General features: G+C 38.1%; 5 protein-coding genes and 1 rRNA gene. 4 read left to right on the plus strand and 2 right to left on the minus strand.

Features of this window, described 5'->3' with window-relative positions:
* The first annotated feature begins 40 nt into the window (after positions 1 to 40).
* Both ABE34_RS20530 and ABE34_RS20535 read left to right on the plus strand, forming a co-directional pair.
* Positions 41 to 1,285 (plus strand): Glu/Leu/Phe/Val family dehydrogenase, encoded by a 1,245-nt coding sequence (locus ABE34_RS20530; protein WP_197144309.1) that lies wholly within the window; start codon positions 41 to 43, stop codon positions 1,283 to 1,285.
* Positions 1,286 to 1,585: 300 nt separating this feature from the next.
* Positions 1,586 to 2,749, plus strand: a complete 1,164-nt coding sequence (locus ABE34_RS20535; RefSeq protein WP_197144310.1) for an iron-containing alcohol dehydrogenase — start codon at positions 1,586 to 1,588, stop codon at positions 2,747 to 2,749.
* A 174-nt stretch (positions 2,750 to 2,923) separates the two neighbouring features.
* Here ABE34_RS20535 and ABE34_RS20540 read toward each other — a convergent pair whose 3' ends face one another.
* Both ABE34_RS20540 and ABE34_RS20545 read right to left on the minus strand, forming a co-directional pair.
* Positions 2,924 to 3,919 (minus strand): cation diffusion facilitator family transporter, encoded by a 996-nt coding sequence (locus tag ABE34_RS20540; protein ID WP_197144311.1) that lies wholly within the window; start codon positions 3,917 to 3,919, stop codon positions 2,924 to 2,926.
* A 15-nt stretch (positions 3,920 to 3,934) separates the two neighbouring features.
* On the minus strand, positions 3,935 to 4,654 hold the full coding sequence (locus ABE34_RS20545; protein ID WP_197144312.1) for an MgtC/SapB family protein: 720 nt from the start codon (positions 4,652 to 4,654) through the stop codon (positions 3,935 to 3,937).
* Between the two features lie 284 nt (positions 4,655 to 4,938).
* Between ABE34_RS20545 and ABE34_RS20550 the strand changes: the two genes are divergently transcribed.
* Positions 4,939 to 5,838 (plus strand): DMT family transporter, encoded by a 900-nt coding sequence (locus ABE34_RS20550; RefSeq protein ID WP_197144313.1) that lies wholly within the window; start codon positions 4,939 to 4,941, stop codon positions 5,836 to 5,838.
* A 286-nt stretch (positions 5,839 to 6,124) separates the two neighbouring features.
* Positions 6,125 to 6,407, plus strand: a 16S ribosomal RNA gene (locus tag ABE34_RS20555); the annotation flags it as partial.

The raw sequence follows: 6,407 nt of genomic DNA on the forward strand, positions 1-6,407 counted from the left end.
CGATATACTATCATTATAAAAACAAAGAGGCGATTTAATAATGTCTGAAAACTTAAATCTGTTCACATCAACTCAAGAAGTCATTCAAGAGGCTCTAAATAGACTTGGCTATGACGAAGCAATGTATGAATTGTTAAAAGAACCGCTTCGCATGCTACAAGTGCGTATTCCTGTGAAAATGGATGATGGTACAACAAAAGTATTTACTGGTTACCGTGCACAACATAATGATGCTGTAGGACCAACTAAAGGTGGAGTTCGTTTCCATCCGGCCGTATCTGAGGAGGAAGTTAAAGCGCTTTCAATGTGGATGACATTGAAATGTGGTATCGTGGATCTACCTTATGGCGGTGGTAAAGGCGGTGTCATTTGTGACCCTCGTCAAATGTCTATGGATGAAATCGAAAAATTAAGCCGTGGATATGTTCGTGCAGTTAGTCAAATCGTAGGACCAACAAAAGATATTCCTGCGCCAGACGTATTTACGAATGCACAAATTATGGCTTGGATGATGGATGAATACAGCCGTATGGATGAATTCAACTCACCAGGTTTCATCACAGGTAAGCCACTAGTACTTGGCGGTTCTCAAGGTCGTGACCGTGCAACTGCACAAGGCGTAACAATCGTTATTCAAGAAGCGGCGAAAAAACGTGGCATTGATATTAAAGGTGCACGCGTTGTTATTCAAGGTTTCGGTAACGCAGGTAGCTTCCTTGCGAAATTTATGCATGATTTAGGTGCAAAAGTAATCGGTATTTCTGATGCTTATGGTGCACTTCATGATCCAGAAGGTTTAGATATCGACTACTTATTAGATCGTCGTGATAGCTTCGGTACTGTAACAACATTATTTGAAAACACGATTTCTAACAAAGAATTATTAGAGCTTGACTGTGATATTCTAGTGCCAGCTGCTATCGAAAACCAAATTACTGCAGACAATGCAAACAACATTAAAGCAAACATCGTAGTAGAAGCAGCGAACGGTCCAACAACAGCTGAAGCAACTAGAATTTTAACTGATCGTGGTATTCTACTTGTACCAGACGTATTAGCATCTGCTGGTGGTGTAACAGTTTCTTACTTCGAATGGGTACAAAATAACCAAGGTTATTACTGGACAGAAGAAGAAGTTGAAGAACGTCTATACAAAAAAATGGTTGATGCGTTTGAAAACGTTTATACAACAGCGACAACACGTAACATTAACATGCGTTTAGCAGCTTATATGGTAGGTGTTCGCCGCACTGCAGAAGCTTCACGCTTCCGTGGATGGGTTTAATCAATATATATATGAATAACGAGTCACTCCTATTAATGGGGTGACTCGTTTCATGTTTTTGAAAGACTATTATATCAATGAAATTAAGGTGTCATTATAAATAAAGCAGGGGGCTCTTTGGCAAAATGAGAGGGTTGATTTCCGTTCCGACTGGGCGCTTTGGTGCTGTCGCTACGCTTTCGCACAGAGCAGAGCTTCCTGGGGGCTTCATAAGATTTATAACGAATACATTTTCAAAGTTTTATCTTTGCGTTCATTAACTAAAACATGAGAAAATCCAACTAGAAAGGGGCGGATTGAATGGATTCATTTACATTTTTTAATCCTGTGAAGTTGCATTTTGGTGAAAATGCACTTGAAAAGTTATTAAAAGAGTTAGCGCATCAAGGTAAAAAGGTATTGGTTGTCTATGGTGGAGGTAGCATTAAGAAAAATGGTGTATACAATGCTGTCATCGAGAAGTTACAAGAAGCAGATAAAACAATATTTGAACTAAGTGGTGTTGAGCCGAATCCACGTGTGGAAACAGCGAGACTTGGTATTGATCTTTGTAAAAAAGAAGGAATTGATCTAGTTCTAGCTGTTGGTGGCGGTTCCGTTATTGACTGTTCTAAGTTAATCGTCGCTGGTGCAAAATATGATGGCGATGCTTGGGACATTGTAACGCGTAAAGTATTTGTACAGGATGCTTTACCGCTTGGAACGGTATTAACGCTAGCTGCAACAGGTTCTGAAATGAACTCAGGCTCTGTCATTACAAATGCGGAAACGGAAGAAAAACTAAGTTGGGGTAGCCCTGCTGTTTTCCCGAAATTTTCGATTTTAAATCCAGCGTATACAGTGTCAGTACCAAAAAATCATACAGTTTACGGTATAGTTGATATGATGTCGCATGTAATTGAGCAATATTTCCATAACACAACGAATACCCCGATTACAGATGAAATGTGCGAAGGAGTATTACGAACAGTTATTACAACAGCTCCTAAATTAATAGAAGATTTAGAGAATATCCAGCTGCGTGAAACGATTTTATTAGCTGGAACAATTGGGTTAAATGGATTCTTATCAATTGGTTCTCGAGGTGATTGGGCGTCACATAATATTGAGCACGCTATATCTGCAGTATACGATATTCCGCACGCTGGCGGTTTAGCGATATTACAACCACATTGGATGCGTCTAAGTGTACCTGTGAATCCAGAGCGTTTTGCAGGTATTGCAACACGTGTTTTCGGTGTCGACGCTACAGAAAAGACTCCAGAAGAAGTAGCATACGAAGGAATTGATCGTTTGTCGGCATTCTGGACTTCAATAGGAGCTCCGAGTCACCTTGCGGATTATGAAATCGATGATTCAAAATTCCATCAAATCGTAGAACATGCAATGCAAAATGGGCCTTTTGGAAACTTCAACAAGTTACAGGAAGAAGATGTACGAGCAATTTTGCAAAACTCACTTTAACCGAAAACGGATATGAGGCAACGCAGTCTTGATGTGCAGACTTCCTTATAAAAATCTTGATGTTACATTGAGTTGCTTAGAGACATCGTTCGATTGTATAAAAAATAGCCAACTGCCTGAAACCGGGCAATTGGCTATTTATCTTATTTAGAAAAATTATGTTGGATAATGATATTATTGTTTGGGTGTTGAGTGATCCGGTCTTTCACCAATATGCACCCAATTTTGTTCCCCGTCATCCTCATCATATAGAATGGCCACTTTTGATACGCCCTTCTGACTTAAAATGACCTCTGTTAAATGGTCGCGGACATCATCTAGAAAGGCAAGTGATAAGTTAGGGTCAGCTTCGGCAACTAATTCCACATGTAAAAATTCACCTTCTTTAACGACCTCTAAACGAACAATATCTTTGATGTTTGGGTCATCCATAACAAGGTGGGCGATATGATTTAGCATTTCTTCGTCTGTTTCGCCAATAACGCCTCGTGCATTATCAAGGAAAACTTTTGCTACTACATAGAACATCATAAAGCCGATAATCATCGAAACGAGCCCTTCTATATTTGCCCAGCCTGTAAAGTGCGCTATTAAAATAGCAGCGAAGGCCAACACGTTACCACCTGTAGCGACTAAGTCTTCCATAAACACTAATTTGGTTGCTGGTTTTGCGCGATTTAAATAGGGAAAAGCTTTAGGGATAGCTGTAAGAAATCCCGCTTTTTCTTGCCCAGTCTCATGTAGTATTTCAACGGCAGCTTTCGCAAGTACTGATCCTTCTAAAACGATACCGATCAATAATACGCCAAGTGCAATGAGCATTCCTTTAGATTCGCCAGCTGGGTGTATAAAATGATGCCAGCCTTCTTTTACAGTTTCATAAGAAAGGATTGCCACGATTATTACAGCAAAAAGACAAACTAAATTTACGATTCGGCCAAAGCCTCCAGGAAATTGTTTTGTCGGTGCTTTTTTCGAAAGCGCTGAGCCGATATAAACAAAAAATTGGTTTGCTGCATCCCCTAGAGAGTGCATCATTTCTGCAAACATGGCAACATTACCTGTAAAGAAGAAGGCGACGCCTTTAATAATTCCTAAAAAGGCATTGACAACTGCTGCCATCAAAGATGGTTTATTCCCGTTTTTTAATAGTTTTAATAGTTCTCCCACGAAAGAATCCTCCAACTAGTTTAAAATTTCCATTTCGATTTTTTCTATATAGGGTAGTGCTCGTAATGAACGATAAAATGACAGTAAGTTATCAGATACTATTAATGATAAACGTAAATCTAATTCGTGAAAAACATTATTATTATTTGAACCATCTTGAATGCGTATGTTTTCGATAATAATATTGTTTTCCTTTAAAAATTCTAGAAAAGACTCACTTTTTTCATCATTGTTAATCTGAACTTTCAATGATATCTCTCGCATACGAATTCTTTTTGGTCCTATTTTCATTAGAAACGGCGATAAAACCTCAATGCCGAAGACAATGATAATAACAGCTAAAGTAGCATCCATATAGAATCCTGCGCCGACTGCAATCCCTATCCCGGCAGCTCCCCAAATCATTGCAGCGGTTGTTAAACCTGAGATACTATCATTCCCGCGCCTTAAAATAACACCTGCTCCAAGAAATCCAATTCCACTAACAATTTGGGCAGCCAAGCGTAGAGGATCCATTGTAATATTGATTTCTGACCTTGGGGGTGTTGAGTAGGCGGTTTCAATCGAAATAATAGTTAATAAACAGCTAAATGTGGCGATGACTAAGCTCGTTTTTAATCCTACAGGCTTCTTTTTTAATTCCCTTTCGATACCGATTACTAAACTTAATGTGGCTGCAATTACTAATTTTATGCCAACTTCATATGTAATCATATTTCCAAATAAGGTTTCCATAAGTAACCCTCCACTGATATTTCGTATTGCTAAGAGATATGCAAGGTGTCATTATTATATGTACATTACTTTTTTGTATTGTACATCACGATAGGAATGAAGTATAAGTATTTTTTTATTTCTTTAAGCAAACGTTCTCGGTAGTGAAAGTAGCTACAGAAGTCTCTAAAGTTATAGGTGATTAAATAGATGGTGGTTGAAATCTCAAGTAGATATCACTTATAGCACCAAGTTGTAACCAGACGTATTTATGTCCGGGTAAAAATGATTGGAGGTAGGATTTAATGGAGAAACCAAAAATTCATCCATACATTCCTATATTTATTGGTGTTATTTCTGTATCCTTATCTGCGATATTTGTAAAGTTAGCAAATGCAGAGGCAGGGGTTATTGCGTTTTACCGGATGTTGTTTTCGGTATTAATAATGGCTCCTCTATTTTTTGGGAAGTACACGAATGAAGTGAAACAATTAAAAAGACGGGATTGGCTATTTTCTTCAGTTGCAGGCATATTTTTAGCGTTCCATTTTATTTTGTGGTTTGAATCACTCAATTACACTTCTGTAGCAAGTTCTACAGTTTTGGTTACACTACAGCCATTGTTTGCATTTGTAGGTACATATTTTTTCTTCAAAGAGAGCATTACTCTAAAAACAATACTTGCAGGCGCGATTGCTATTGTTGGTAGTATTTTAATAAGCTGGGGAGATTTTAAACTTAGCGGTACTGCATTTTATGGAGACATGCTTGCTCTTATTGCGTGTGCACTCGTCACTGCTTACTTTTTATTTGGACAAGATGTACGTAAGCGGTTATCTCTTGTGACATATACCATGCTTGTTTATGTTGTTAGTACAATTACGTTATTTATCTATGTTCTTATTAAAGGTGAATCGTTCGGTCCTTATCCAACTATGGACTGGATGTGGTTTATTTTATTAGCGATCGTGCCTAATTTATTGGGTCATACTCTATTTAATTGGTCTATCAAATACGTTAGTACAAATGTAGTCTCTATTGCGATATTATTTGAACCAATAGGCGCGGCCATTTTAGCTTTTTTCATTTTTAAAGAGTATTTAATAGCTACACAAATTATTGGTGGATTCATTGTTATAGTAGGAATTCTATTGTTTGTGGTCGATGAGAAAAAGATTTTTAAACTTTTTTCAAAAAAAGCTTGATTTTTAAATTGCTATATTATATATTATTACTTGTCCTTAACAAGAAGGACGACTTGAGATAAAGATTTGAAAAAAAGATTTTTGAAAAAGTTGTTGACTTCTTGTTGGAGATAAGTTAAGATAATAAAGTTGCTGAAAACAACAGCGACAAAATGAACCTTGAAAACTGAACAAGCAAAACGTAATCAATAAAGTTTTAAGTAGCTAACCTTGAGTTGGTGAACAAAGCAAAATTTTGGACATCAAACATGATGCCAGCAAAACAATTTGAGCTAATCAAATTTCTTTTATGGAGAGTTTGATCCTGGCTCAGGACGAACGCTGGCGGCGTGCCTAATACATGCAAGTCGAGCGAACAGATAAGGAGCTTGCTCCTTTGACGTTAGCGGCGGACGGGTGAGTAACACGTGGGCAACCTACCTTATAGTTTGGGATAACTCCGGGAAACCGGGGCTAATACCGAATAATCTATTTTACTTCATGGTGAAATACTGAAAGACGGTCTCGGCTGTCGCTATAAGATGGGCCCGCGGCGCATTAGCTAGTTGGTGAGGTAACGGCTCACCAAG

It is taken from the genome of Lysinibacillus sphaericus (assembly GCF_015844675.1).
GTDB classification, from domain to species: Bacteria; Bacillota; Bacilli; order Bacillales_A; family Planococcaceae; genus Lysinibacillus; species Lysinibacillus sphaericus_E.

Bases quoted from the DNA above. Each gene is read 5' to 3' on its own strand.
- ABE34_RS20530 (WP_197144309.1), top strand. From the start codon at position 41: ATGTCTGAAAACTTAAATCTGTTCACATCAACTCAAGAAGTCATTCAA.
- ABE34_RS20535 (WP_197144310.1), top strand. From the start codon at position 1,586: ATGGATTCATTTACATTTTTTAATCCTGTGAAGTTGCATTTTGGTGAA.
- ABE34_RS20545 (WP_197144312.1), bottom strand. From the start codon at position 4,654: ATGGAAACCTTATTTGGAAATATGATTACATATGAAGTTGGCATAAAA.
- ABE34_RS20550 (WP_197144313.1), top strand. From the start codon at position 4,939: ATGGAGAAACCAAAAATTCATCCATACATTCCTATATTTATTGGTGTT.